The organism is Nisaea nitritireducens, assembly GCF_014904795.1.
GTDB classification, from domain to species: Bacteria; Pseudomonadota; Alphaproteobacteria; order Thalassobaculales; family Thalassobaculaceae; genus Nisaea; species Nisaea nitritireducens.
This window is the reverse complement of sequence record NZ_JACZFS010000017.1, coordinates 52,548-77,291: the sequence shown is the minus strand read 5'-3', so window position 1 is coordinate 77,291 and position 24,744 is coordinate 52,548. Positions and strand designations below refer to the sequence as shown.

Below are 24,744 nucleotides of genomic sequence, written 5' to 3'. Positions count from 1 at the left end.
TTCAGTTTTTCTGTGCCATGTCTGGCAGTTGGTGTGCGATGCCCTTGTGGCAATCGATGCAGGTTTTCTCACCTGTCGCGAGCAGGCGCGCATGGTGGTCAGCCGCACGTGGACTTTGCTGAGTGAAATCCATGTAGGTGAAGTCATGGCAGTTTCGGCATTCGAGCGAGTCATTTGCTTCGAGCCGTTCCCATTCGTGGCTGGCTAATTCGAAGCGTTTTTCCAGAAACTTCTCTCGCGTGCTGATGGTGCCGAAGATCTTGCCCCAGACCTCTTTCGATGCCTGCATCTTGCGGGCGATCTTGTCCGTCCAGTTATGGGGGACATGGCAATCGGGACAGGTCGCACGGACGCCGGAGCGGTTGGTGTAGTGGATGGTGGATTTCAGTTCGGCATAAACGTTGTCCCGCATCTCATGGCAGGAGATACAGAATTTTTCGGTATTGGTAATTTCGAGAGCGGTGTTGAAACCGCCCCAGAAGATGATCCCTGCGATGAATCCACCCATCGTCAGGAAGGCGAGGGAGAAATAGCGCGACGGCCGCGTCAGGGTCTCCCAGTACGATTTCAGGATCCGGAAAAGCGACAATTGATGGGCCCTCCCGTCACCTGTTCAGCAGAGTGTCGACGTCAACGAAGGTGTTTTCCACCAGCGGTTTGGCGTCGGTCTGCGGAACGTGACACTGGTTGCAAAAGTAGCGCCGGGCCGAAACGGTGGCCCGCACCTGATTGTCGCGATCCATGTAGTGGGTCACGCTGATCATTGGCGCCTGGGACTGCTCGACCGCGGAGCGGCTGTGACAGGTCAGACAGCGATTTGAGTTTTTATCGACCTGATATCCCCTGATCTTGTGGGGGATCAACGGTGGCTGTTCCGGATAGTTTCGGGCCTGCCGGAGGTCGTTGTTGGTGATCCGCCCCATCCGCGGGGCTTCCTTGTTCACCGATATCTCGGCCTCCCGAAGCGTTGCGGTTGGATCTTCCGCGAAGCTCACAAGTGCGGGGACCATGGAGGCGGTCACGATCAGCGCCAGAAGAAACGCTGCGTGCCGCACGGGCTTCATCAGGCCTTGGCGATTTTGACTGCGCATTTCTTGAAATCCGTTTGCTTGGAGATCGGGTCGGTTGCATCCAGCGTGACTTTGTTGATCAGCTGACTGGCGTCGAACCAGGGGACGAAGACGAGCCCTTGCGGAGGCTTGTTCCGGCCCCTTGTCTCGACGCGGGTACGGATCTCGCCGCGCCGCGATGTAATGGTGACTTCATCGCCCCGGCGAAGGCCCCGTTTCTGAGCATCGTCCGGGTGCATGAAGACCACAGCATCCGGGAACGCCTTGTACAGTTCCGGAACACGCTGCGTCATCGAGCCCGAGTGCCAGTGTTCCAGCACGCGTCCCGTGGAGAGCCAGAGATCGTATTCCTCGTCCGGCGCTTCCGCTGGCGGCTCGTAGGGCAGGGCGAAAATCCAGGCCTTGCCGTCCTTCTTGCCGTAGAACTGGACATCCTTTCCCGCCTCGACATAGGGGTCGAGCCCCTCACGGAACCGCCAGCGCGTCTCCTTGCCGTCGACGACCGGCCAGCGCAGCCCGCGCACCTTGTGATAGGTGTCGAAGTCCGCCAGGTCGTGCCCGTGGCCCCGGCCAAAAGTGGCATACTCCTCGAACAGGCCCTTCTGCAGGTAGAAGCCGAAATCCTGGGACTCGGCATTCTCGAACTCGAGGCTCGCGTCCGACAGCGGGAACTTGTTCGCGGTGCCATTGGCAAAGAGCACCTCATAGAGGGTCTTTCCGCGGTATTCGGGGTTCTTGTCCAGAAGATCGTCGGACCAGACCTCATCCGTCTTGAACCGTTTGGAAAACTCGACGGTTTGCCAGATATCCGATTTCGCTTCACCGGGAGCCTGCACCTGCTGATACCAAAACTGGGTGCGGCGTTCGGCATTGCCGTAGGCGCCTTCCTTTTCAACCCACATGGCGGTTGGCAGGATCAGGTCTGCAGCCTGCGCCGTGACTGTCGGATAGGCGTCCGAGACGACAATGAAATTGTCCGGATTCCGGTAACCCGGATAGCCTTCCTCATTGATGTTGGCTGCCGCCTGCATGTTGTTGTTGCACTGGACCCAGTAGGCGTTGAGCTTGCCGTCCTTCAACATCCGGTTCTGCAGCGCGGCATGGTAGCCGACCTTGCCGGGGATCGTGCCTTCGGGGATCTGCCAGATCTTCTCGGCGATGTCCCGATGCTCCTTCTTGGCCACGACATAGTCTGCCGGAAGCCGGTGTGCGAAGGTCCCGACCTCACGCGCTGTACCGCATGCGGAAGGTTGTCCGGTGAGCGAGAACGGGCTGTTGCCGGGCTCGGAGATTTTGCCCGTCAGAAGATGGATGTTGTAGATCAGGTTATTGCACCAAACACCCCGGGTGTGCTGGTTGAAACCCATGGTCCAGAACGAGACGACCTTGCGGTTCAGGTCCGCGTAAAGCTCGGCCAATTCGATCAGTTGGTTCGTCGGCACGCCGGAGAGTTTCGAGACGCTATCGACGTCATAGGCCGAAACGAATTTGGCGTAATCCTCGAAACTCATATCCGTGGAGCCGCCTGCCTTCTTGGCATTCTTGGCGTTTCTCTCCAGCTCGTGTTCCGGGCGGAGGCCATAGCCGATATCGGCATTGCCGAGCCGGAAACGCACGTGCTTTCCGACAAAGTTCTGATTCACACGATCATTCTGGATGATGTAGTTGGCGATAAAGTTGAGGATCGCCAGGTCGGTCTGCGGGGTGAAGATGAGACCGCTGTCCGCCAGATCGTAGCAGCGATGCTGATAGGTCGACAGCACGGTGACGTTGACATGCGGAGCGGAAAGCCGGCGGTCGGTTATCCGGGTCCAGAGGATCGGATGCATTTCCGCCATGTTCGAGCCCCAGAGCACGAATGCGTCCGTTTCCTCGATGTCGTCGTAGCACCCCATCGGCTCATCGATGCCGAAGGTCCGGATGAAACCGGCGACGGCCGAAGCCATGCAGTGACGGGCGTTCGGGTCGATATGGTTGGAGCGGAAGCCGGCCTTGTAGAGCTTGGAGGCGGCATAGCCCTCCCAGACCGTCCACTGGCCTGAGCCGAACATGCCGACCGGCGGCATCTCCTCGCTGTTGCGGGTCTTGGCGATGGCGGCCTTGAACTTCTCTGCCATGATGTCGAAGGCCTGATCCCAGCTGACTTCGTGGAATTCGCCGTTCTTGTCGTACTTGCCGTCCGTCATTCGCAGCAGCGGTTTGGTCAGTCTGTCGGCGCCATAGAGAATCTTGGAAAGGAAGTACCCTTTCACACAGTTGAGGCCGCGATTGACCTCTGCCTTGGCGTCGCCGTGAGTGGCTACGACGCGGCCATCCTTGACGCCGACCATGACCGAGCATCCAGTGCCGCAGAACCGGCAGGCGGCCTTCGACCAGCGCATTTCGGAAAGCTGGGCGGCGGCCTTCAGCTCCGCTGACTCGGCTGGAATGGGAAGGCCGGCACTTGCCGCTGCTGCCGCCGTCGCGGCTGCGACCGCCTGGACCTTGATATATTCGCGTCGGGAAAGTTTGGGGCTATCGCCGTCTCTAGGCATCGTCGCCTCCGTCATCAATCTGGTGGTAGACGAGAGCAACGCTCATCACCCCGGGGGTCTGCTCGAAAAGGTCGACGAATTCGACCAATTCGTGATCGTTGCGCGCCTCGATCGTCGCGATCAGTTTTCCGATGCCGGGGGCGTCGTGAAACTCGATGGAGGAGACCGGTGAAAAGCGCTGTCTGATCGCAGGCATGTTCTTCGGTTCGGCCTGAATGAGAATGCTGGCGATCTGATAGGGAGCGCTGGCGTCATTCGTGCCGGAACCTGTATCGCCGAAGAGAATTTTCCGCTTTGACGGGTCGACCCCGTCTTCTCGTTCCATGGCCATCTGCTTCTCCCACATTCTGGTCGTGGATGGATGTGGCGGCATCGCAGCGGCCGCCGTCACGCTTTAAGCGCCGGGCGGACCCGCGATGATCTGATAGATCCAGATCGCAAAGCCGAGGCCGCCGACGAGTGTGACGGCGACGACTGGTGCCAGGACGATTGTCAGAAACAGGAAGGATTTGAGCTCGCGCGACTTTGCGGCCGACTGATCGGAATCCATTGCTCTCCCCCCAAGCCCGTTTAAGGCTTTTTATTAATTCTTGCGCAGCATTCTGCACGGGGAGGGATCCGCTTCATTGATGCAGGTCAATATCGGAAGGTTTTTTCTCTCTCCGTCAGGTCCCGAGGGCACTGCGTTTTACGAAGAGTATCTAAAATTGAGTCGATTGCCTGAGGTTTTCTTGGTTAACGCGAAAAAGGCATTTAAGCGGCGCGTTTCTAGAGCGGCAAGTACTGAGTCTCCGCCGATCCTAATGACCGGCGGAAGACGAATGACAATGCTGGGCTACCTCAGTTCGAGGACACGCGATACTCGTCCGGCAGGAAGAACATGCCGTCATTGTCTTCCGCGGCGTTGTGGCAATCAGCGCAGAACTGGACCTTCTTGCTGTTCTTGCCGTTGGTGACACCCATGGTTTTTCCGTTTGGAAAGATCAGTGCGTATTCCCAGTCCAGTGTGCCCACGTTGAAGCCGTCCTCCTTCTTCACCATCGTGAAGAGCGGCGCGCGCTTGACCTCGCCTTTCATGGTGACGTGGAAGCCGTCCTTGGCGAGCACGGTGCCGACCGGAACGGACTTGGTTTCCTCGAACCCACCATATGCGTTGCCGGTATCGTTGCCCCAGTTGTTCACATAACGGTTGCCATGCGTGCCGGACTGGTAGGGCTGGGTGTTGTACTGGTTCCAGGTGTGGAATTCCTTGGCGCCCGGCAGGTCGGACTTGGCGAAGCGCGGATACATCGTGGCTTTGATGCATTCGTAAGCCGCTTTCGCTTCCTCATCCGTCAAATCGGCCTTTCCCTTGACCTTTTTCGGGCTCCCGGAGGCTTTCCACGCGTCCTCGACCCGTTTCACTGTGCAGGTGCTGGCCGATGCGGCAAGCTGGTTGCTGTGGTTCCAGACCGCGTCAAGGCGGGCTTCCAGCGTGTCCATGCTTTCGGCCTCGGCCCGCACAGTCAGACCGGCGACAATGCCGAGGCCCATCAGACCTGCCGACGCCGAAAGCAGAACACGCGATGCTCTGGTGTATTTCATGTCTCTCTCCAGAAAGGCAGTCACCTGAATTGGTGCTGTTTCTTATTTCTGGAGAGAGTGTCATGAGTTCGAACGTATGTAGGGTCACGCCTGCTCAAACAAACGTGTGCTCTGCGCGACAGCGAGATTTCAGGATTTATCCTGTGCGCGCTGACCTGCCGCCCGTTTTTCCAGCCACCAGGCATACTGTGGAGGCCAGGTTTTGAAATCAGGGTCTTGCCCAAAGGCATCGGCTGCATGGCGGGGCCAGAACGGGTCATAGAGCGCCTCGCGACCGATGGCGATCAGGTCTGCGTCCCCGGCTTGCAGGATGCTTTCAGCGTGGTGCGGGTCGGTGATCAGCCCGACGGCCTGGGTCATGATATCCACCTCGCGCCGGATCTGGGCTGCGTAGGGCACCTGATAGCCTGGCTCCCGGACCAGCTTGAAGTTGGTTGCGCCTTTCGGTGATTGGCCGCCGGAGGAGCAATCAATCACATCAACGCCGCGGGCTTTCAGCTCGCGCGCGAAGGTCAGGCTGTCTTCCATCTCCCAGCCACCTTCGATGGCATCGACGGATGAGATGCGGACAAACAGAGGCAGATTATCCGGTAATGCAGCCCGGACATCTTCCGCGATCTCCAGCGAGAGGCGCATCCGGCCTTCAAGGTCGCCGCCATAGGCATCGGTTCGGAAGTTGCCGAGCGGGGACAGGAACGTCTGCAGCAGGTAGCCATGCGCGCAATGGATTTCGACGGACTCGAAACCGGCATCGACCGAGCGTTTCGTCGCGTCCGCGAAGGCACCGCGGAGCCGCTTCATGTCATCGAGATCGAGCTCACGGGGCGTCAGCCAGCCGTCGGCCAGCGGCACCGGGCTCGGCGCTTCGGGCTGCCAGGGCGTGTCTCCATCGGCAATATTCTCGGGTGTCAGCGGGCCGTTGCCCTTCCATGGGCGTTGCATGCTGCCCTTGCGGCCGGAATGGCCGATCTGGATCGCCGGGACACTGCCCTCGGACTTCAGGAAGGCTGCGAGCGGCGCCAGTTTCTTGGCGTGTTCATCATCCCAGATGCCGAGGTCGCCGTGCGTGATCCGACCGTCGCGGGTCACCGCCGTGACTTCCAGAATGACCATGCCGGCGCCACCGATGGCGAACTTACCGAGATGGGCCATATGGAAGTCGGTCGGAAAACCCTCTTCAGCGGAATACATGCACATGGGCGGGATCACGATCCGGTTCGGCAGGGTTATGCCCCGGAGTTGGATCGGTTGGAAAAGTAGCGGCGTCGATGCAGTCATTAAGTCCTCCCCATTATTAGTCGTTCTCTTTTTTTCCGGGAGGATAACCGAAAAGGCTCCAAGTCGCGCATCGCTGGTAGGTTCTAGAGGGGTAAGTCTTAAGCGCCTGTTCGGCACTTGACAGGGGCGCCGGGTGCGCCATCGTGCGAGGTGTTCCAGTTCCCGAGATTTCGTCCCGCCCGCAAGGAGCCACTTCATGCCTATCGTCAATCGCATCGCCGATTTCCATGCCGAACTGACCGGCTGGCGACGCCATATCCATCAGAACCCGGAGCTTGGTTTCGAAGAGTTCGAGACCGCCGATTTCGTGGCGGAACGGTTGACGGATATGGGGCTTGAGATCCATCGCGGTCTCGGCGGCACCGGCGTGGTGGCGACGATCAAGGGCAATGGCGGGGATGGCCCGGCAATCGGATTGCGGGCCGACATGGATGCACTCCCGATCCAGGAAAAGGGTACGCCGGAATATCGGTCGAAGAATGACGGAAAGATGCATGCCTGCGGCCATGACGGCCACACCACCATGCTGCTCGGCGCGGCCAAGTATCTTGCCGAGACCCGCAATTTCGCCGGCACTGTGCAGCTGATCTTCCAGCCGGCCGAAGAAGGCAAGGGTGGCGGCAAGAAGATGGTCGAGGACGGTCTTTTCAAGCTGTTCCCGGTGGACGAGGTCTACGGCATGCACAACCGGCCGGAAATGCCGGTCGGCAGCTTCGGCGTTTCCGCCGGCCCGGTCATGGCAGCGCGGGACAATTGGGAGATCTTCATCTCCGGCCGTGGCGCGCATGCCGCCATGCCGCATCAGGGTGTCGATCCCGTGGTGGTCGGCGCGAACATCGTCATGGCCCTCCAGACTATCACCAGCCGAAATACTGATCCGGCGGAGGCGCTTGTCATCAGCGCCACCCAGTTCCATGCCGGCGATGCCTTCAACGTGATCCCGGACGACATCATCCTGCGCGGAACCTGCCGGGTACTGAACCCGGAATTGCAGGCGACCTTGCCGGAGCGCATCAAGCGGGTGGCGGACGGTATCGCTGCGACCTACGGGGCGACGGCCGAGCTGAACTACATCTCCGGCTATCCGGCGACCGTGAATACCGAGAAGGAAGCCGATTTCGCCGCCTCTGTCTGCGCCGAGATTTCGGGCGGCATGGGCACAGTCGACCGGGAGCTGCCGCCGAGCATGGGCGCCGAGGACTTCTCCTACATGCTGCTGGAAAAGCCGGGCGCCTATATCTGGTGTGGCAATGGCGACACCGCCGGCTTGCATCATCCGGAATACGACTTCAACGACGAGGCCCTGACCGTCGGCGCCAGCTACTGGAGCAAGCTGGTCGAAACCCGGCTCGCCAGATCGGCATGACGTGATGACGGGCGGCACGGGTACCGTCGACCGGGAACTGCCGCAAAGACTGCATGTTTTTGGCGCCTCCGGATCGGGCACGTCCACTTTCGGTCGAGCCTGGGCCGCCCGCTTTGGCCACAAGCATCTCGATACGGACGACTTTTACTGGATGCCGACGGAACCGGCCTTTCAGGAGAAGCGTCCGGTCCCGGAGCGTATCCGGCTTTTGAAACAGGCCTTCGAGGAGGAGGAAAGCTGGATCCTGACGGGCTCCATGGTGTCCTGGGGCGAGCCGCTGATCGACAGCTTTCAGCTGGCCGTCTTTATCTACACACCCTTCAACCTGCGCATGGAGCGTTTGATCGCCCGCGAGGAGGCCCGTTACGGTGTCGAGGCTCTTGAGCCGGGCGGGGCGCATTACGAAGCGCATATGGCCTTTTTAGAATGGGCGGCATCCTACGATACGGGCGGCCACGAAATTCGCAGCCTGAAGATGCATGAGGCCTGGATCGAACGTCTACCGTGTCCGGTCGTTCGGGTTTCAGGCACGGACTCGACCGAGACGCAGATCGAACAAGTCGTCAGCTTCGTTCCCGCCTAGCTCCGCTTTTCCGCTATCACATATCTCATCTATATGAATGTCCCTTATCTGAATTAACAATTTTTATCAGTATGATAGGGCGTTTTTGGCCCGTTTTCAGTAACACGTGGCTGAGGCGGATGCCGACGGGAGCGGCTGGCTGTCGTTTGCGGAGTTCGAGGAACTCGAGGTGAACAGGCCAGCAGGTCCAGGCGGCCCGGACGTGCTTTCGGGGGTTCGTCCGCGCGGATGGCTGACGGCAGAATTCATCACCCTCAATGGAACCATTCCGAGGCACCCGCGTTTTCCCTTCAAGCGAGGCACAGTGCCTCCCATGGAATCAAATCGAGGAGATGACGGATGCGACGCACGCTTGTCCTCCCGGCCTTAATCACCGCTGGTTTTCTGCTGTCGGCATGCGCCGATACCTATTCGACCAGACAGCACGTTCTGTCGGGTGGCGGCATCGGTACGGGGCTGAGTTCGAGAACGGCTCTGTATGACGGCTGTGTTTCTTGCGGCGTCGGTGTTGGTACCGGTGTCGGCGCCGGTACCGTTTACCTCGTCGACTAGTACTTTTTCTTCGAGACTGGGATCAAAGACGATTTCCCCCGAGAGTATCTCTTCCCCCAAGAGATCCTCCCACCGATAGAATGGCCGCTATTCCCCTGGCGGCCATTCTTCGTTTTCGAATGGATTTAGCTTTGCAGGCGTTCGCGCGTTACGGAGGAGATCGCCGCGTCCGCACCGTCGCGGGCATCAAGTCCGGAAATCACGCCCTCCTTGTCCGCTGCCGGACGGTTCTGGCTCAGCTTCCATTTGCCGTCCATCCGGGCAATCGGAATTTCGAAGCCGATGATGCCTTTGAGCTGTGACTGGACGAACTTTTCCGGTGCGTCGTTCAGGGCCCAGGGTTCGGCATTCGCGGCTTCGTGCCGGTCGGTCAGGCTTGAGACCTGATCGCGCAAACGTTCCGCATCTTCGAAGAAGCTGATCTTCCCGTAGGCGTGGACGGCGACGTAGTTCCACGTCGGCACCACCTTGCCGTGCTCCTGCTTCGTCGCGTACCAGTTCGGAGTGATATAGGCCTCCGGCCCCTGAAAGATTGCCAGCGCCTCGATGTCCGATGCCTCGGTCTTGGTCTGTATATTCGCTTTCGCCAGATGGCCGGTCAGAGTTCCATTCTCGCCTTTGCTTGTGTCGAGCAACATCGGCACATGGCTGGCCACCAGCCCGTCCGGCCCGAGCGTTACCAGGGTGCCGAAGGCGATACGGCGGATGGTCTCATGCAGCAGGGCGATATCGTCTTCGCGAAAATGCGGCGGTGTGTACATGAGATTTCTCCGGTCATGAAAGGCGCCGGCGCAAGGTTGCGCCGGCGCGTTCCTCAATCTGATTTCGTCAGATCGGCAGGATATAGGCGGTTTTCACCGTTGTGTAGAATTCCGACGCATAGCGGCCCTGCTCGCGGGCGCCGTAGCTGGAGCCTTTCCGGCCGCCGAACGGTACATGATAATCAACGCCCGCCGTCGGCAGGTTGACCATGACCATGCCGGCCTCGGAATTACGCTTGAAGTCGCTGGCGAATTTCAGGCTGGAGGTGCAGATGCCGGAGGACAGACCGAAGGTCGTGTCGTTGGCGACAGCGAGGGCCTCGTCATAATCCTTCACCCGGATCACGCTGGCGACCGGGCCGAACACTTCCTCGCGGTTGATGCGCATGGAATTGGTGGTCTCGGTGAACAAAGCCGGCTGCAGATAGAAGCCCGGTGTGGACCGTTCGAGGCGTTCGCCACCGAAAGCGAGCTTGCCGCCTTCCTGTTGGCCGATCTTGATATATTCCTCGTCCTGCGCGAGCTGGCTGGCATCGACCACAGGGCCGATATGTGTGCCCTCGGCAAGTGCGTCGTCGACCTTCAGGCTTTTCAGCTTATCGATGCAAGCGGCGACGAACTTGTCGTGAATACCTTCGGTCACAACCAGCCGGGAAGAGGCGGTGCAGCGCTGGCCGGTGGAGAAGAAGGCGCCGTTTACGGCAACGTCGACGGCGGTTGCGAGATCGGCATCGTCCAGCACGACCAGCGGGTTCTTGCCGCCCATCTCGAGCTGGTACTTCTTCATGGAGGCGGAGCATTTCGCTGCCACATGCGCACCGGTCGCGACAGAACCGGTGAAGGTCACGGCATTGATCTTGGTGCTGGAAAGGATGGCCTCGCCGACGACGCCGCCACTGCCCATTACCAGATTCAGCACGCCGTCCGGCAGCCCGGCCTTTTTCAGGATATCGACCAGCGCCCAGGCGCAGCCCGGTACCAGGCCGGCCGGCTTGAAGACGATGGCGTTGCCGTAGCAGAGCGCCGGGGCGATCTTCCAGGCCGGGATGGCGATCGGGAAGTTCCACGGCGTGATGATGCCGACGACACCGATCGGCTCGCGGGTGATCTCGACTTCGAGGCCCGGTCGGGTGGAGGCGATTTTCTCGCCGGACAGACGCAGGCACTCGCCGGCGAAGAAATCGAACACCTGGGCGGCGCGGATGGTCTCGCCGATACCTTCGGGGAGGGTCTTGCCCTCCTCGCGGGCGAGCAGACGGCCGAGTTCTTCCTTGCGGGCCATGATCTCGGCGGAAGCGGCGGCCAGAATATCGTGGCGCTGCTGGATCGGGCTGCGAGCCCAGGCGTGGGAAGCAGCGACGGCGGCGTCGATAGCCTGCTCCGTTGCGGCGGCATCGGCCTGCGCGAACTGGCCGACCACGTCGCCGGTGTTGGACGGGTTGATGTTATCGCTCGCGTTCGTGCCCTCGACCCAGTCTCCGGCGATCAGATTGCGGTGCAGTGTCATGAGTTCCCTCTCTCGGTTCCGGCGCCGTTCGGGCCGGGTTTTGAATCGGAGGGGAGCTTACGCCGCGTACGGCAGGGATCAATGGGCTCTGCCGTTTTTTATTTTATGCCTGCGCGGAAAGAGTAGGGGCAGGCCGGCCCGTCAGAGCGCGATCCCACGTTTGGAGAGCGAACGGAAGAGCGCAAGCGCACCGTCCTCCCACTCCGGCAGGGCGTCGGATCGGCCAACGACATTCTCAAGACACCCGAGCCGCGGACTGGCAATCCGCACGACATCGCCCAGCTTGTGGGTGAAGCCTTCGCCCGGCCGGTCCCGGTCGTCCGTCGGGGCGAACAGGGTGCCGGTATAGAGTACGGCGCCGTCCGGGTATTGATGGCAGTCGAACATCTGCTGGGCCAGGTCTTCCGGGTCACGGCTGATCACCCGCATGGTGCTGGAGCCGCTCAGCGTATAGCCGTCCGTACCGGCAATCTCGAGCGACAGGTCCGCATTACGGATATCGGTCATGGTGAAATGATCGTCCACGAGTCGGATGAACGGTCCGAGGCTGGCGGATGCATTATTGTCCTTGGCCCGGCCGAGCAGCAGGGCGCTGCGGCCCTCGAAGTCGCGCAGGTTCACATCGTTGCCGAGGGTGGCGCCGACGATCTTGCCGTCCGGCCCGCAGACCAGGACGACTTCAGGCTCCGGATTGTTCCAGTCCGAGCGCGGATGCAGTCCGACGCCGGCGCCGTGTCCGACAGACGACATCGGTTGCGCCTTGGTGAAGATCTCGGCGTCCACGCCGAAGCCGACTTCCAGATAGGGGGACCACAGATCCTTCGCCAGCAGGGTCTTGCGCAGTTTTATCGCTTCTTCCGAGCCCGGTACGATGGAGAAGACATCGTCGCCGATATCCCGGCCAAGTTGCGCCCGGGCCTCGTCCGCCTTCAGCGGATCGCCCTTGGTCATCTCCTCGACCACGCGCTCGATCATGCTGTTCGGAAAGGTCACACCGGCGGCCTTGATGGCCTGCAGGTCGATCGGGGAGAGCAGGCGCGGCCCGGCGGCCTTCGGATCGAAACTCGTCTCCAGGATATCGCCGATCTTGCCGATAACAGTGCCTTCGGCGCCGCGCACGATACTGGCTGGGCAGGCGGCTTTCAGCGCATGGGCGATGGTCGGGATGCGGGCAGTGATGTCGATAACGTCATCGCCGCGCAGGGTACAGACGGCTGGACCTTCCGGTGTGGACACCCGGCCCAGCAGTGTCGCCTTTTCCAGGTCGACCGGCAGATCCCGTTCGATACGGTCGCTCATCTCTCATCTCCTCCCGTGCCGGCGCCTCGTGCTTCTTCCGGCACGGCGGGCCGATAAATATTCGCTCGGGCAAAGTATTGCCTCTCTGGGATACAAAATACCAGAAGAATGAAAGCCAGTTCCGCTTCGTGGTGCGCGCACTTTGTCGCAGGCAGCCCCGGGGAGTTGAAGTGGAGAAGCTCACGCTACGTGAAGAACGGGTGGTTTTCGAGGGAGAATGGACGTCGGGTAGGGGCTTATGTTCAGGTATGTCAAAAATTTCTCTTGCAACTGTGGCCGCGACGTGGCCTCTTGCGGGCAGTGCGCTGCGCGTAGATGATGAATGTATCGTCAGTAGCGTCTATTCTCGCAATACGTCGTATCGATCGTTGCCAGAACGCCCAACTGGGCAGATTAACAGAACGGCAGCTGATCTACGCAAGCTACCAGAACAGAAAAGTGGTCACCTTCCGCAGCCAGTTCGGCGCGATCAGGGGGTGACCGATGAAAGAGCCTACTTGAAACAGCTTAACGACCTTGGCCAAGCCAAGTCCCACCTTCGAGCCGTATCAGCCGAAGGACACAGCATTCCCACTCCAGCTCCCATTCAGGACGAAGTGACCCCTGCCATCAAGGCGGCTGGGCGCGTGCCTGCTCACGCCAATGGCGAAAACATCTCCATGAAGACTGCAGCCTCTAACCGGTCCGGGACGAAATCCCGGCGCCCCGGTGTGGGCCCGCGTCGGATTGAAAAGAATGCGCGACGTACCGATATGTCGGGCGAACGCACACCTGGCCCCGATGCTCCAATGGCGGGACTTTTCCGTATGTTGGGCAATATCGGCGCCACAACACCAGCTGTCCCCGCCTGAAGGCGGCAACAGGAATGACTACCAGACCACAACGATCAGTATAAGGAATATGATCATGGCTACAGGTACAGTGAAATGGTTCAACACCACCAAGGGTTATGGCTTCATTCAGCCGGATGATGGCAGCAACGACGTGTTCGTTCACGCCACTGCCGTTGAGCGTGCAGGCATGCACGGCCTGAACGAAGGCGACAAGATCAGCTACGACATCGAAGAAGACCGCCAGCGCGGCAAGTCTTCTGCTGCTAACCTGAAAATGGTCTAAGTCAGACCCTTTCAGAGATAGCTCCGGGCGGCATTGTTCCTGAGAACAGCGCCCCCGGACCGGCCTTTCGGAAAGCGGCTCCCTGAGCCTCTTCCGCGACGGTCCAAGGAACGCCAATCCATTTTATGGGTTGGCGTTTTTTGTTGCCTGTCAGCCGCCGCTGCGGACGATCCGTTCGCGGTGGAAGGTGTAGATGCCGCTGGCGACGACGATGGCGGCGCCGATGATTGTCGCCAGGTCCGGCAGATCGTCGTAGATCAGGTATCCCCACAACACCGCCCAGGGCAGCATCAGGTAGTTCAGCGGCTGCAGCACGCTCGCCGGCGCCAGCGACAGGGCCTTTATCAGCAATCCGTGACCGGTCAGGCCGATGACACCGATACCCGCCATCAAGGCCAGCCCCTGCCAGTCCGGCGTGATCCAGAAGAACGGGCCGACACAGGTCATCGCGACGAGCCCGGTAATGCCCGTATAGAGCACCGTCGTGCTGGCATCGTCATGCCGCGAGGCTCGGCGTGTCAGCACCTGGTAGAGGGCGAAGAGGGCAATGCCGAACAGCGGTACCAGCAGCATCGCATCGAAGGCGGCGAAGCCCGGCCGGATGATGATCATGACCCCAATTGCACCGACACCGATCGCACTCCAGCGCCGGATCCCGACTTGCTCCCGCAGCAATGGCACGGAAAGGGCGGTGGTGATCAGCGGACCGGCGGCGGCGATGGCCTGGACATCCGCCAGCGGCAGATGGCGCAGGGCCACGATGAAGACGAGAATTTCGCCGGCCAGCAGGAACCCGCGGGTGAGCTGTAGGAGCGGCGCGCGGGAGGCGAAAACCCGGCGGCCGCGTTTGCGCAGGCCGTGCGCCAGCGTCACGCTGCCGAACACCATGTAACGGACCCAGAGAATTTGCGGCGCCGGATAGATCTGCGCCGCCATCTTGGTCAGCGTGTCCATCACCGAGAAGGCGAAGGTGACGGCGAACATGATGCCGACACCGGCGCGCGTGCCGTCCGCGTCCTCGGACGCTCCGAAACGATCCATCGTCATGTTTCAGCCGCGCCCTCTGCCGGTGCTGCACGATCCCGAACGTCGTGCCGCAGAGAGTCAATTGACAGGGATCACCGCCCGCTGTCCAGCGCAATGGCGGGCGGCGAAGAGCGGTGCGCCGTCAGACCGTGGCGACCGGCGTGGCCGGCGAGCCGACGACGCCCGGCAGGCGCAGCGGCGGGGCTGTCAGCAGGAAGCGCGACCGGTTCTGGGCGCGCAGCCACAGCGCCAGGTCGTGCAGGTACCACAGCTCGCCGAGATGAACCCCGAGCTTGAAGATGCAATGGTGATGCAGCGGCATGAACACCGTGGCGTCGTCCGGTAGCGGTGCGTGCGGGTCCTCGACGCCGTAATTATCCGCGATCAGGACCGAGAGACCGCTGTCGGTGATCCAGTTCAGCAGGCGCTCGTCCCGGCCGTCCAGCACGCAGCAGGCATGCAGCAGCGTGTCTTCGTCCGGCTCCTTGTTCATGTCCATGATGACCTTAGTGAAGGCGGTATGCAGCAGCACCATGTCGCCTTTCTCGACGACCACCTTGTCCGCTTCCATGATCTTCATGAGCTGGTCGTAGCCGACATAGGTTCGCTCGCGGCCGAGATGCTTCTCGATGTCGATCAGCACGCCGCGGCCCTGGACGCAGGTCTCGGCCATGTTCTCGATGCCGAGCCGCTTGGCGTCGGTGCCCTCGAAGCGGGTATGCTCGCTGCCCGGCTGCTCGCTGGTCGGCCCGGTAATGTCCTCACCGCCGCGCCAGCCGTTGTAATAGACGATCTCGGCCTCGCCATCGCCGTCCGCATCGAACCGCGCGCCGATATGGCAGAGGCTGTCCCACTGGGTCGAGTATTGCAGGCACAGCAGCACGGAATCGTCCGAGATCACATCGACCAGACGTTCGTCGTTGAGGCTGAGGGGAAAGTTGAAATTCGCCAGCCCGCCGCGTGCGGTGGCGAAATGCCGGGGCGGAAAGCGCCGGGGGTTCAGTAAGCGCTTGCCCGGATAATCCAGCGGCAGGGACAGGCAGAAGGTCTCGCCGGTCTGCACTTCGGCCACGCCCTGACGGACCTTCTCGGCCGTCAGCAGATTGATCCGGCCCTTCTCGTCATCCGCCCCGAAATCCCCCCAGGTCGACCCCTCGGGACGGTTTTTCCACCGCTTGTTCATGGTTTCCTCGCCGTTTTTTTGATTGATGTGCGCCGGTCGGGCGCGAGATGGGGAGAGTGTCGGACGGAGTGGCGGGTCTGGCAAGGGGCGACCCTTGGGTGTGAGGCTCGCCAAGTCTCGTGCGCGTCGGTCAAAAGAGCATTAATCCTGACGGCCGGTGGGCCGTTTATTTAGTGCCCGTCCCGTGTCCGACTTTCCTGAATCGAACGTCCTGCCATTTCAATGCGGATTACTTATTAGAGTGGCTAATTAAACTTATCAGATTTTGCGATCTAATAATTATTTGCTCTGAGGTCATATTGAGGTCGGTCCGCATTTCGGCAGGGAGCGACGATCTTGATGTCCAGAACAATTCTCGCAGCGATGCTGCTTACTTCGGCGTGCATCGGTTCGGTGCCAATGGCCCTGGCCCAGGGGGGCGGCGAACACGGACCACTGACGATCAGGGAGCAGGGCAGCTTTACCGCCGGTGGAACGATTTCGACAGAGCCGGGCTCTTTTGATCCGCGGAAACCGTTTGAACCAGCGGGCCAAACCTACCGTGGCGATCATCTATACACATTTTACCAGATCCCGGTCTCGCCGCGTAAATACCCGATCGTGATGTGGCATGGCTATGGCCAGTTTTCCAAGACCTGGGAGACCACTGCGGATGGCCGGGAGGGGTTCCAGAACATCTTTCTGCGCCGGAAATTTCCGGTCTATCTCATAGATCAGCCGCGCCGCGGCAATGCCGGCCGCAGCATGGCCGGTACGACGCTCACTCCGAAGCCGGATGAGCAGTTCTGGTTCGGTCAGTTCCGGGTGGGAGTCTGGCCTAACTATTTCGATGGCGTGCAGTTTCCACGCGATGCGGAATCGCTGGACCAGTATTTCCGGGCGATGACTCCGGATACCGGTCCTCTCGACGTAAATCTCATGTCCGACACTGTCTCGGACCTTTTCGACAAAATCGGCCCGGGGATTCTTTTTACCCATTCCCATAGCGGCGGCATGGGCTGGTCGGCTGCGATGAAGAGTGCCGATATCAAGGCAATCGTCGCCTTCGAGCCGGGCAGCGGGTTTACGTTCCCGGAAAGTGAAGTGCCCGACCCGCTGCCGAGTTCCTTCGACACGCTGAAAGGCGTGCCTGTGGCCATGTCGGACTTCCTGAAGCTGACCAAGATCCCAATCATCATTTTCTACGGGGACAATATCCCCGGCACGCCAACCAATATCCCGACGCAGGATGCGTGGCGGGTGCGTCTCGAGATGGCGCGTATCTGGTCAGAGACGGTGAACAAGCACGGCGGAGACGTAACCCTCGTGCATCTCCCGGATATCGGCATTACAGGCAACACCCACTTCCCGTTCTCAGATCTGAACAATGTCGAAATCGCGGACCTTGTATCGAAGTTCCTTACGGAAAAGGACCTCGATTGATCCGCCAAATTGGCGGCTCCGAAAGTCCGTTTCGATCCACATAACCAAACGAGGTCATCAATGATGAAGCTTGTTGTCCGGCTTTCTCTTGCGTCCCTGTTCGCCGCTGGCGCCCTGTTTGCCGGAACGCCAGTCCGGGCGGAGCCGAACCGCGTCATGTTCCCTGAGAATCTTGATGAACTGGTGCACTACACCACCGTCAGACGTGGTGAAGTGACGGAACACATCATGACCACGCGCGAGGCGATAGACGCGGTCCGGAATGGCCAGCCTATCCCTTCCGGCACGCATTTCGTCCTGGTCGATTACCGGGATGAGGAGGTCTACCGGTACTTTGTCATGGAAAAGGGCAAAGGGTACGGGGCCGAGTATGAGGAACGCCGCCGCACCGGTGACTGGCAGTTCCAGTGGTTCTGGCCGGACAGGTCAATCAACATGGACGAGAACACCGCCCGCTGCCAATCCTGCCACAGCAGCCAGGAAGACAGCGAGTACCTCTTCACCGGCTACCGCATTCCCCGGTTCGACGGCTCGCCCGTCGAGTAAGCGATAGGGCTGCTGATGATCTCCTTTTTTCACACGCGTCTGCTGTTCGATCTCGTTACGGCGGCCCTCCTGCTGTTCTGCTTCTCCTATTGGTGGCTCGGTAACGCCGCGCATGAACTGGCGGGAACAGCGATGTTCCTGCTTGTCATTACGCATAACGTCTTAAATCGACGCTGGTACGGCACGATATCGAGGGCGCGTCGCCAGCCGCGCGGTCTGGTCAACATTCTGGCTACCGCGGCACTGCTTGCGACGATGCTCGTGCTGCTCGGTAGCAGCGTGCTGATCTCCGACGCCTTGTCCGGGTTCATGTCGCCTTTTGGCGGCTTCACCGTGAGGCAAATCCATACACTCGCTGCCTATTGGGGGCTGGTGCTGGTAGCGGTCCATCTGGGGCTGCGATGGCCCCTGCTTATGGGGGTGGCCGGTACTCTTTTCGGGATCTCGCGCCCACACGCCGCCCGTACCGCCGTGCTCCGGACCGTCGCCGCTGTGATCGCGATCCATGGCGTATGGAGTTCGTTCGAGCTTGGCCTCGGCACCAAGCTTATGATGCGGATGACTCTCGACTGGTGGAATTTCGAGGCCTCGGTCGCTGGATTTTTCGTCCACTGTATCGCGGCCGCCGGGCTCTATGTCGTGCTGACTTACTATATTATGGGGTGGATCCAGCGTCGCACGCGTCGCATGAGGTCAGCTTCCGCGGTAGCGTAGCGCGTCTACCAGCATGCTCAGGGCCGGCGATGAATGCCGGCGGCTCGGATAGTAGAGATGGTATCCGGGAAAACAGGGGCACCAATCCTCCAGAACCCGGATCAGCCGCCCGTCCAAAATATGGGGGAGAACCTGGTCTTCCGGCATGTAGGCGAGCCCGAGCCCGTCCAGAGCCGAGTGTAGCCGCATGGCGAGATTGTTGAATACAAGCTGACCTTCGCCGCGCACCTTCACCTCGCGGCCACCATTCTCAAGGCCCCAGGGAAACAGCCCGCCATAGGTCGGAAGCCGCATGTTGATGCATTTATGGGCGGTCAGATCCTGCGGTGCCTGCGGCGGTGGATGCCGCTCGAAATAATCGGGCGACCCGACGACCGCCATCCGCATCTGCGGGCCGATGCGCACGGCGATCATATCCTTGGCCAACTGCTCACCCAGCCGGACCCCGGCGTCGTATCCCTCGGCGACGATGTCGGTGAGGCCGTAATCGACGATGATTTCGACATTGATATCGGGATGGTCCGGCAGGAACCTTTTCAGAGCGGGTTGCAGGACCGAGATTGCCGGATGTTCCCCGGCGGTGATGCGGACGGTTCCAGCCGGTTTGTCGCGCAATTCGCTCAATGCAGCGAGTTCCGCTTCGATATCCTCGAACCTTGGCGCGACAGTACGTAAAAGGCGTTCGCCAGCTTCCGTAGAGGCCACACTTCGCGTCGTCCGGGTCAATAGACGCAGGCCGATCCGCTCCTCCAGCGCCCGGATCGTCTGGCTCAGGGCGGATTGAGACACTCCGAGCTTCGCCGCAGCACGCGTGAAACTCCGTTCCTTAGCGACGGCGGCAAATGCAGCCAAATCATTGAAGTTTTCGTTCGCCATTAATTAGCTCGACTAATAATTAGATCGCGATAATAGCGCTTAAGCACTGGGGCTAAAAGCGACACGATACTGCATTGCTGCGGCTAAAAATCACGGAGGCCACCGCCACATTGCGGACCTCCTTGAATGAAGTATCGTGTCTTTCTAACTCCAGTTGCGTAACCGCAGAGAAAGAGTGCCACCGTGGCGGACGAGCTATACGAGGTGCTGGGCGTCTCCAAGGATGCGTCCAGCGATGACATCAAGAAGGCCTACCGGAAGCTGGCGAAGAAGTACCATCCGGACCTCAACCCCGGCGACAAGGCCGCGGAGGAGACCTTCAAGAAGCTTCAGGCCGCCAACAACCTGCTGTCCGATCCGGAAAAGCGGAAGCAGTACGATGCCGGCGCCATCGATGCTGAAGGGAACGAGACCCGGCAGCATTATTACCGCGACTATGCCGGGGCAGGCGGGGAGCATCCCTACCAGTCGAGCGCGGGGTATGAGGATATCAGCGATGTCTTCTCGGATCTGTTCCGCGCCCATGCGCGGGGTGGAGGCCAGGCGGGCGCTCGGGGTGCGGATGGCGCCGAATTCCGGATGCGCGGCGGCGATGTCCGCTATTCGATAGAAGTGCCTTTTCTCGAAGCGATCAACGGCGCGAAAAAGCGTGTCACCATGCCGAACGGCAAGGTGCTGGATCTTTCTATTCCGGCCGGATTGCACGAGGGCCAGATTCTCAGGCTGCGCGGTCAGGGCATGCCGGGACATGGCGGTGGTCCGGCCGGTGATGCCTATGTCGAGGTTCACGTCGCGGCGCATCCCGGCTTTCGCCGCCATGGCAACAATATCCATACCGACCTTCCCATCGGCCTGCATGAAGCGGTTCTCGGCGCCAAGGTCCGGGTGCCGACCGTGACGGGCGCCGTGACCATGAGTGTTCCGGCAGGCTCCAACAGCGGGGATACCCTGCGGCTGCGCGGCAAGGGCGTGCCTGCCTCGGGCGGTCGTTCGGCAGGCGATCAGGTGGTGACGCTGCGGGTGCAATTGCCGAAAGAGCCGGACGCGGAGCTGAAGAGTTTCCTTGAGGAGTGGGCGAAGACCCATTCCTACGATCCGCGCACGGAAAAGGAGGGCTGAGTCATGCGGGAAGAAGCAGAAATCCTCGGCCTGTTTTCCGAGCTTCGGCGCGAGACGTTGCATGTCTGGATCGAGCGCGGCTGGCTTGCGCCGGTGCGCGGCAGCGACGGATATGTGTTCCAGGAAATCGACGTGGCCCGTCTGCGGCTGATTGTTGAATTCCGTACCGATCTGGCACTGGACGATGAAGCCCTTGATGTCGTTCTGCCGCTGCTCGATCAGGTGCACGGCCTGCGCCGTGAGCTGAACCGGCTTGCAGAGGCGGTCAATGCCCAGCCGCAGGACGTGCAGGCGCGGATCTCGGCGCATCTTGAGGAAAACTGAGAGACGCCGCGTCGATAACGGAAGGCGTTAAGCCACCGGTTTTGCGGCTCAGCCCTGCTTGCCGTCCAGCATCACCGCGTTGCGCGCGCCCGCGATTTCGGTCCAGTGCGCCAGATCCGGCGCGGTCATCAGGCCCGCCGGTGGGCGGCAGGGCCGGAAGTTTTCGTGCCGGTCCTCGCCCCGCACCAGCATCGCGGCCATGTTGCCGCCTTCGGTCTGCCGGGCATGGGCCGGGATGTAGCGGATGGCGAGGCCGATGCGGCGGTCGTCGGTCCTGTTCGGATGGGAGGCGTGGAAGACGCGGCCGTGATGGATCGACATCTGGCCGGGCATCAGCTCCGCCTCGGTTGCGTCCCGTTCGTCCACCTTCACCGCGACTTCCTGACCGCGCGTCAGCAGATTGTCCTCGGCGAACGTGTCGCTGTGATCGACCTGCCGGTCCTGCGAGCCGGCCACGAACCGCATGCAGCCGCTTTCCTTCGTCGCCGGCGACAAGGCAACCCAGGCGGTGACCTCTTCCTCGGTCTCCAGGCCCCAGTAATGCAGGTCCTGATGCCAGGAGACGAAGCTCCTGGTATTCGCGTCCTTGATGAAGAAGGGCGCGTCGAGCACCAGCAGGTCCGGGCCCAGGATCTCCGCGATGACGTCGGTGATTTCCGGGCGCCTTGTAATCTCGTCGACGAAGGGCAGGGCGAGGTTCGGATAGCGCCTGAGGATCTTTCGGAAGGTCTTGTCGGCGCCATGCTGGGCCTCGGCCTTTTCCAGTTGTTTGCGATAGTGCGCCGCGTCCTCCACCGGCATCACGGTGATCGGGCAGACGAAACCGTCGCGTTCGAATGCTTCTTTCATTCTGCTCTCACGCTCCAACTTTCTCGCGGGCGGTGAACGCGCTGCGGGCGCCGCCGGATTTCTGGGTCTTGAAGATCGATCCCGCGTCCGGGGCGGGCGGCAGCGGAAGCCGCATCGGCACCGCTGCGGCGCGCGGCTCGGCGGTGATGCTGCCGGTGATCACGCTGTCCGCGAAATGGTCCCAGAGTACCTGCCCGCCGCCGGATGCAAGCTTCCCGTAGCTGGCCGAGCCGACCAGCGGCCAGGCATCGGCGGCTCGGCATTCGTAGAACAGGATCAGCCGGTTGCGATCGGAAAGGTTCGGCGCCGAGCCGTGCAACGTGCGGACGTGATGCACGGTCATCGACCCCGCCTTGCCGGTGAGCGTCACGGCTTTCTCGTGGTCGAACAGCGGGTCCTCTGGATCAACAGCCCCGCAGAACACTCCGCTCTCGGCGGAATGGTGGGAGAGCACCGGGCCTTTATGCGTGCCCGGGATCACCTGCAGCGGCCCGTTCGCCTCGTTGACATCCTCCAGCATCAGCCCGAAGGCCAGCATGTCGTCGTTCGAGTGCGGATAGAAGGCCCAGTCCTGATGCCATTCGACAGCCGCGCCGCCGCCCGGCGCCTTGGTGTTGAGCTTGCTGGTCTGGATCATAGTGTCGGGGCCGAGCAGGGCGGTTAGAACCTCTGTCATGCGGGAGTCTTTCAGCACGTTCCAATAGTAGGAATCCTGCTTGTGCGGCAGCTTGATACGGGTGAGGCGCGGCTGTGCCGCCGAGTGCCCCTCGTCGAGGTCGAATACATCGTCACTTTCGCTGACGGCGCGGGATTTCTCGATCAGCCCGTAGGTGATTTCCCGCAGCCTGGCGAGCTGTTCGGGACTCACCGCATTCTCGACCATCAGGTAGCCGTTCTCGCGATAGAACGCGATATCCTCCGCATCCAGCATCGGTAGTCCTCCCACAATTTCGCCGGAAGACTTGAGCCGACCGGCGCGCGTTTCTTGTTTGAAGGGAAGTATGAACCGGAAAATCCGCGCGGGAATCGCGAATTTGGCCGGACTGTTCTTGCGATCGGTCAGTAATCCGAAGGGAGAGCGGCCCCCGATTGCCGCACTATGAAAACGGCCTCGGCTCCGGGCCGGTATCCGGACCAGTATCACCCCGGGCGGCTCTACCGCCTCGATCAATGACGGGATTTCGGTCTTGGACGATTGTGAACGATGCTCCCCGTTCGTCGGGATCAATTGAAGTAAGGGTCTGAAAATGAAAGCACATATCGTACTCGCGCATCCCGAGCCGAAATCCTTCAACGCGCATATGGCGGCACTGGCGCGGGACACTCTGCAGGAAAGGGGATGGCAGGTCACCACGACCGATCTCTATGCGATGGGCTTCGATCCGTGCGAGCGAGCGGCGCATTATCAGGACGTTTCCGATGCCGGGCGTTTCGATGCCCAGGCCGAACAGCGCCATGCATCTGACAATAAAACCCTCCCGCCGGAAGTGCGTCATGAACTCGATCTGCTGGACCAGTCGGATCTGGTGATCCTGCAATATCCGATGTGGTGGCACATGCCGCCGGCCATCCTGAAGGGATGGTTCGACCGTGTGTTTGTGTACGGCGACGTCTATTCCAGTCAGCGAAAGATAGAGAACGGACGGTTCTTCGGGAAAAAGGCGATGCTTTCGTTGACCGTGGCGCCAAGCCGGGACGCTTATGCCTTCGATGGCCGGTGCGGTGAGATCGGCCTGCAGCTCTGGCCGATCAATTTCTCGCTCACCTATGTCGGCTTTTCCGCGCTTGAGCCGCAGGTGACCTATGGCGTGACGTCAGGGGCTTTCAATGCGCGGCCAGAGGATCACGAAGAGCGGCTGCAAAAGGCGCAGGACGATTATGTAAGGCGCCTGCAAAACATCGAGAACGAAGCGGAAATGCCGTTCAACACCATGTCGGATTGGGGCGAGGATGGCCGGATCAAAGCCTCCGCACCGTCTCACAGCCCGTTCATTCGCCACAGTGAGCGGCTGGACTACAGCTGAGTGGGGACCTGCTGAGGGATTGCCGAAGCGATATCGCTAGGGTGCGGGACGATAATCCGGACTTTGAGAATGGTGGGCGCGACAGGGATTGAACCTGTGACCCCTGCCGTGTGAAGGCAGTGCTCTCCCGCTGAGCTACGCGCCCGTCGCTTGACGGACCGCTCTCTTAAGGGGCGCGCTTTGTGCTGTCAAGCGAGCGATGCGATGGTTTTCGGCAAATCGCGGAAATGGTCGAGCCGGGCGGCGGCGGGGATTTCCTCCAGTGGGGTGCGGGCATAGCCGTAGCGCATCAGGATGAAGGGCATACCGGCGCCCTTGGCAGAATGGGCGTCATGCTCGTTATCGCCGACCATGCAGGCCGTCTCCGGCGCGGCGCCCAGACGTTCCAGCACGGCGGCGGGGTGGGCCGGGTCCGGTTTGCGCACGGGCAGGGTGTCGCCGCCGACAATGGCGTCGAACAGGTGATCGAGGCCGAGCAGGGCCAGCACCTTGTGGGTCGCCCGCTCCGGCTTGTTGGTGCAGATGCCGAGACGGAAGCCCGCGTCTTTCAGCGCGGCCAGCGTCTCCGGCACGTCCGGGTAGGGGACAGTCCGGTCGCTTGCATGCTCCTCATAGAAAGCGATGAAGCGTTCTGTCGCCGCCGTCAGGGTTGCGTCGTCCGGTGTCTGGCCACGGGCGTCGAGGGAGCGCTTGATATAGACCCGGGCGCCGTCGCCGACGAAGCTGCGTGCGGTTGCGAGGTCGATCGGGGCGAGGCTCATCTCTTCCAGCAGCATGTTGCCCGCGGCATGCAGGTCGGGCACGGAATCGATCAGGGTGCCGTCCAGATCGAAAACGATGTGGGAAAGGGTGCGCATTGTGAGACTCGCCGGGGCCGTTCTGTTGACTGGAATGCTGCCTATAGCACGGGTGGGATGCCGTTATTGTGTCGAATTTGGCGGCTCTATATACCAGATACGCGGTCGCGCCGGAGCCTGACAGCAAGTTGTTGTGAAGAGTAAGAAAACGTGA

27 protein-coding genes and 1 tRNA gene are annotated in these 24,744 nt (G+C 60.9%); 11 read left to right on the top strand and 17 right to left on the bottom strand.

The window, feature by feature from the left end; all coding sequences use genetic code 11:
• Position 1: 1 nt before the first annotated feature.
• The 7 genes from IG629_RS06595 to IG629_RS06565 all read right to left on the bottom strand — a co-directional run bounded on the left by IG629_RS06595 (position 2) and on the right by IG629_RS06565 (position 6,466).
• Positions 2-589: a cytochrome c3 family protein gene (locus IG629_RS06595; protein ID WP_028465436.1), complete on the bottom strand. Its 588-nt coding sequence runs from the start codon at positions 587-589 to the stop codon at positions 2-4.
• 16 nt (positions 590-605) lie between these two features.
• Positions 606-1,091, bottom strand: coding sequence for a nitrate reductase cytochrome c-type subunit (locus tag IG629_RS06590; RefSeq protein ID WP_226886511.1), 486 nt, complete (start codon positions 1,089-1,091; stop codon positions 606-608).
• The gene (gene napA, locus IG629_RS06585; protein WP_193171170.1) at positions 1,064-3,604 is read right to left on the bottom strand and encodes a nitrate reductase catalytic subunit NapA; all 2,541 of its coding nucleotides are present in this window, start codon (positions 3,602-3,604) and stop codon (positions 1,064-1,066) included. The genes IG629_RS06590 and napA overlap by 28 nt, the downstream gene beginning before the upstream one ends.
• Complete coding sequence (locus tag IG629_RS06580) at positions 3,597-3,935, bottom strand: chaperone NapD (protein ID WP_193171169.1); 339 nt, start codon at positions 3,933-3,935, stop codon at positions 3,597-3,599. The genes napA and IG629_RS06580 overlap by 8 nt, the downstream gene beginning before the upstream one ends.
• Positions 3,936-3,998: 63 nt before the next feature.
• Positions 3,999-4,154 carry a periplasmic nitrate reductase, NapE protein gene (napE, locus tag IG629_RS06575; protein ID WP_028465432.1) on the bottom strand — a complete coding sequence of 52 codons (156 nt, stop codon included), beginning with the start codon at positions 4,152-4,154 and terminating at the stop codon, positions 3,999-4,001.
• Positions 4,155-4,444: 290 nt separating this feature from the next.
• On the bottom strand, positions 4,445-5,188 hold the full coding sequence (locus tag IG629_RS06570) for a cytochrome P460 family protein (protein ID WP_193171168.1): 744 nt from the start codon (positions 5,186-5,188) through the stop codon (positions 4,445-4,447).
• A gap of 129 nt (positions 5,189-5,317) precedes the next feature.
• Positions 5,318-6,466, bottom strand: coding sequence for an NADH:flavin oxidoreductase/NADH oxidase (locus IG629_RS06565; RefSeq protein ID WP_028465431.1), 1,149 nt, complete (start codon positions 6,464-6,466; stop codon positions 5,318-5,320).
• A gap of 196 nt (positions 6,467-6,662) precedes the next feature.
• Between IG629_RS06565 and IG629_RS06560 the strand changes: the two genes are divergently transcribed.
• The 3 genes from IG629_RS06560 to IG629_RS06550 all read left to right on the top strand — a co-directional run bounded on the left by IG629_RS06560 (position 6,663) and on the right by IG629_RS06550 (position 8,967).
• A complete protein-coding gene (locus IG629_RS06560; protein ID WP_193171167.1) occupies positions 6,663-7,832 on the top strand; it encodes a M20 aminoacylase family protein in 1,170 nt (389 codons plus the stop codon).
• Between the two features lie 4 nt (positions 7,833-7,836).
• Positions 7,837-8,415: a P-loop NTPase family protein gene (locus IG629_RS06555; RefSeq protein ID WP_226886510.1), complete on the top strand. Its 579-nt coding sequence runs from the start codon at positions 7,837-7,839 to the stop codon at positions 8,413-8,415.
• Positions 8,416-8,754: 339 nt separating this feature from the next.
• Positions 8,755-8,967, top strand: coding sequence for a hypothetical protein (locus tag IG629_RS06550; RefSeq protein WP_193171166.1), 213 nt, complete (start codon positions 8,755-8,757; stop codon positions 8,965-8,967).
• Positions 8,968-9,092: 125 nt separating this feature from the next.
• Here IG629_RS06550 and IG629_RS06545 read toward each other — a convergent pair whose 3' ends face one another.
• The 3 genes from IG629_RS06545 to IG629_RS06535 form a co-directional block, all read right to left on the bottom strand.
• Complete coding sequence (locus tag IG629_RS06545) at positions 9,093-9,728, bottom strand: FMN-binding negative transcriptional regulator (RefSeq protein WP_193171165.1); 636 nt, start codon at positions 9,726-9,728, stop codon at positions 9,093-9,095.
• A gap of 67 nt (positions 9,729-9,795) precedes the next feature.
• Entirely contained in the window at positions 9,796-11,235 is a 1,440-nt protein-coding gene (locus IG629_RS06540; RefSeq protein WP_193171164.1) for an aldehyde dehydrogenase family protein, read from the bottom strand.
• Between the two features lie 141 nt (positions 11,236-11,376).
• The gene (locus IG629_RS06535) at positions 11,377-12,534 is read right to left on the bottom strand and encodes a fumarylacetoacetate hydrolase family protein (RefSeq protein ID WP_193171163.1); all 1,158 of its coding nucleotides are present in this window, start codon (positions 12,532-12,534) and stop codon (positions 11,377-11,379) included.
• A 170-nt stretch (positions 12,535-12,704) separates the two neighbouring features.
• Here IG629_RS06535 and IG629_RS06530 point away from each other — a divergent pair, with 170 nt between their 5' ends.
• Entirely contained in the window at positions 12,705-13,385 is a 681-nt protein-coding gene (locus tag IG629_RS06530; RefSeq protein WP_193171162.1) for a hypothetical protein, read from the top strand.
• Between the two features lie 55 nt (positions 13,386-13,440).
• Complete coding sequence (locus IG629_RS06525; protein ID WP_028465424.1) at positions 13,441-13,650, top strand: cold-shock protein; 210 nt, start codon at positions 13,441-13,443, stop codon at positions 13,648-13,650.
• Between the two features lie 150 nt (positions 13,651-13,800).
• On the opposite strand, the gene IG629_RS06520 is transcribed toward IG629_RS06525, so the two are convergent.
• Both IG629_RS06520 and IG629_RS06515 read right to left on the bottom strand, forming a co-directional pair.
• Positions 13,801-14,697 carry a DMT family transporter gene (locus IG629_RS06520; protein WP_193171161.1) on the bottom strand — a complete coding sequence of 299 codons (897 nt, stop codon included), beginning with the start codon at positions 14,695-14,697 and terminating at the stop codon, positions 13,801-13,803.
• 121 nt (positions 14,698-14,818) lie between these two features.
• Positions 14,819-15,859 (bottom strand): cyclase family protein, encoded by a 1,041-nt coding sequence (locus IG629_RS06515; RefSeq protein WP_193171160.1) that lies wholly within the window; start codon positions 15,857-15,859, stop codon positions 14,819-14,821.
• A gap of 339 nt (positions 15,860-16,198) precedes the next feature.
• On the opposite strand from IG629_RS06515, the gene IG629_RS06510 reads away from it, so the two are divergent.
• From IG629_RS06510 to IG629_RS06500, 3 genes are read left to right on the top strand one after another with little or no spacing between them, the layout of a single operon-like run.
• A complete protein-coding gene (locus IG629_RS06510; RefSeq protein WP_193171159.1) occupies positions 16,199-17,281 on the top strand; it encodes an alpha/beta hydrolase in 1,083 nt (360 codons plus the stop codon).
• A 60-nt stretch (positions 17,282-17,341) separates the two neighbouring features.
• The gene (locus IG629_RS06505) at positions 17,342-17,827 is read left to right on the top strand and encodes a cytochrome P460 family protein (protein WP_028465420.1); all 486 of its coding nucleotides are present in this window, start codon (positions 17,342-17,344) and stop codon (positions 17,825-17,827) included.
• 15 nt (positions 17,828-17,842) lie between these two features.
• Positions 17,843-18,541, top strand: a complete 699-nt coding sequence (locus tag IG629_RS06500; RefSeq protein WP_193171158.1) for a DUF4405 domain-containing protein — start codon at positions 17,843-17,845, stop codon at positions 18,539-18,541.
• Here IG629_RS06500 and IG629_RS06495 read toward each other — a convergent pair.
• Positions 18,521-19,417 carry a LysR family transcriptional regulator gene (locus IG629_RS06495; protein WP_193171157.1) on the bottom strand — a complete coding sequence of 299 codons (897 nt, stop codon included), beginning with the start codon at positions 19,415-19,417 and terminating at the stop codon, positions 18,521-18,523. The two genes, IG629_RS06500 and IG629_RS06495, sit on opposite strands and share 21 nt — an antisense overlap.
• 183 nt (positions 19,418-19,600) lie before the next feature.
• Between IG629_RS06495 and IG629_RS06490 the strand changes: the two genes are divergently transcribed.
• Positions 19,601-20,536: a DnaJ C-terminal domain-containing protein gene (locus IG629_RS06490; protein ID WP_193171156.1), complete on the top strand. Its 936-nt coding sequence runs from the start codon at positions 19,601-19,603 to the stop codon at positions 20,534-20,536.
• A gap of 3 nt (positions 20,537-20,539) precedes the next feature.
• Positions 20,540-20,860 carry a chaperone modulator CbpM gene (locus IG629_RS06485; RefSeq protein WP_193171155.1) on the top strand — a complete coding sequence of 107 codons (321 nt, stop codon included), beginning with the start codon at positions 20,540-20,542 and terminating at the stop codon, positions 20,858-20,860.
• 48 nt (positions 20,861-20,908) lie between these two features.
• Here IG629_RS06485 and IG629_RS06480 read toward each other — a convergent pair whose 3' ends face one another.
• Complete coding sequence (locus IG629_RS06480) at positions 20,909-21,709, bottom strand: phytanoyl-CoA dioxygenase family protein (RefSeq protein ID WP_193171154.1); 801 nt, start codon at positions 21,707-21,709, stop codon at positions 20,909-20,911.
• A 7-nt stretch (positions 21,710-21,716) separates the two neighbouring features.
• On the bottom strand, positions 21,717-22,640 hold the full coding sequence (locus IG629_RS06475; RefSeq protein WP_193171153.1) for a phytanoyl-CoA dioxygenase family protein: 924 nt from the start codon (positions 22,638-22,640) through the stop codon (positions 21,717-21,719).
• Between the two features lie 316 nt (positions 22,641-22,956).
• Between IG629_RS06475 and IG629_RS06470 the strand changes: the two genes are divergently transcribed.
• Complete coding sequence (locus IG629_RS06470; RefSeq protein ID WP_193171152.1) at positions 22,957-23,733, top strand: NAD(P)H-dependent oxidoreductase; 777 nt, start codon at positions 22,957-22,959, stop codon at positions 23,731-23,733.
• 70 nt (positions 23,734-23,803) lie between these two features.
• Here IG629_RS06470 and IG629_RS06465 read toward each other — a convergent pair.
• Together IG629_RS06465 and gph are read right to left on the bottom strand one after the other, a co-directional pair.
• Positions 23,804-23,878 (bottom strand) — tRNA-Val (locus tag IG629_RS06465).
• 43 nt (positions 23,879-23,921) lie between these two features.
• On the bottom strand, positions 23,922-24,590 hold the full coding sequence (gph, locus tag IG629_RS06460; protein ID WP_193171151.1) for a phosphoglycolate phosphatase: 669 nt from the start codon (positions 24,588-24,590) through the stop codon (positions 23,922-23,924).
• Between the last annotated feature and the right edge of the window lie 154 nt (positions 24,591-24,744).